Genomic DNA, 1,198 nt, shown 5'->3' on the forward strand with positions numbered 1-1,198 from the left:
GACCAGCTCCGCCAGCAGCCGGATCCCGCCGCGGCTGCTCGCCGAGGCCGCCTTGCGCTGGAACGCGGTGCCCACGGCGTTGCTCGCCGCTCCCGCGACGGCGAACGCCGCGGCCAGTTCGATCACGGCCATCTCCTGCCTGCCAGCAGACCTCCGGGCGGAGGAACGGATTCCTCCAGCCTACGGAACGCCCTGCCGGGCCGCTCCCGCCGGCGGTCTTCAGGACGGTGGTCCGCTTCCGGCGCGGGGAAGGCCCACCGTCGTCGTGATGCGTACCAGGCCGGGTGTGCGGGGCGTCGACCCGAAACCGAACCGGACGGCGGGCTCGACCGGCGCGAGAGAACCGAGGTCGCGTCCCTCGTGGACGGCGCGCACCGCGGTGAGCCGGTGCGCATCGCGGGCGCCGTACCACTCGCGCCGGCCGCCGCCCGCGCTCCCGCGGGTCCGCGCGCCGAGCAGCACTCGCGCGAGCGGGTCGGTCAGCGTCGTCCAGCCGGTCCAGGCGGCCAGCGGACCGGGCACGGCCCTGAGCAGCAGCCCCGGCCGGCTCCTGCGGCCGACGGTGAAGCGGAGGTCGAGCAGCGCACCGGCGGTCACCGCCCAGTGGTCGCCGGTGACGCGGACCCGTACCGGGGCGACGCGTACCTCGTCGAAGGTGTACGTGCCGGCGATGAAGTCCGCCGTGCGCCGGGTCGGGGCCAGCAGCAGGCGGTGGCCGTCCTCCCGTTCCAGCATCACGTCGCTGAACGGGCCGAACGGCGAGCGGGGCCAGTGGCCGAGCACCAGCCGGGTACCGGACGCCGTACCGACACCGGCGATCCAGCCGTCGAAGCGCAGCCGGGGAGGGCCCGGCCGGGTCGGCTTCATCCGTCCGGGGCGCACCCGGGGAAGGCCCGGCCGCGGCGCCGTACCGGGTGCGAGACGCCCAGCCGTACGTCGCGGACGCCGTCGGAGAAGTGCACGACGGGCTCCGTCACGGGGGCGGGCAGTCCCGCGACGGTGGTCACCGTCTCCGACAGTGTTTCGAGACGAGCCTCGCGCAGCGGCCACGGCGCGTGTTCGACGGGTGTCTCCCAGAGCGCGCCGAGCTGCCGGGTGAAGGCCCGCCAGCGCGAGGTGAGCCACACGTCCCGGCCGCTCGGCCGGATCGGTTCGCCCGGCCGGACCGACAGGCGGTACCCGGTCCCGCCGCCCCGTC

At 76.0% G+C, this 1,198-nt stretch carries 2 protein-coding genes and 1 pseudogene; all 3 read right to left on the minus strand.

All coding sequences use genetic code 11. From position 1 onward, the window contains the following. Positions 1–126, minus strand: a pseudogene (locus tag IE312_RS44645) (DMT family transporter); the annotation flags it as partial. A gap of 93 nt (positions 127–219) precedes the next feature. Continuing rightward, a complete protein-coding gene (locus tag IE312_RS06575; protein ID WP_189979212.1) occupies positions 220–867 on the minus strand; it encodes a hypothetical protein in 648 nt (215 codons plus the stop codon). Continuing rightward, positions 864–1,198, minus strand: a 335-nt coding sequence (locus IE312_RS39095) for a DUF2071 domain-containing protein (RefSeq protein WP_229899199.1), incomplete at its 5' end; no start/stop codon positions are given. The genes IE312_RS39095 and IE312_RS06575, both read right to left, overlap by 4 nt.

Origin of the sequence: Streptomyces capoamus, from assembly GCF_014654935.1 — a bacterium.
Lineage (GTDB): Bacteria > Actinomycetota > Actinomycetes > Streptomycetales > Streptomycetaceae > Streptomyces > Streptomyces capoamus.

Bases quoted from the DNA above. Each gene is read 5' to 3' on its own strand.
- IE312_RS06575 (WP_189979212.1), bottom strand. From the start codon at position 867: ATGAAGCCGACCCGGCCGGGCCCTCCCCGGCTGCGCTTCGACGGCTGG.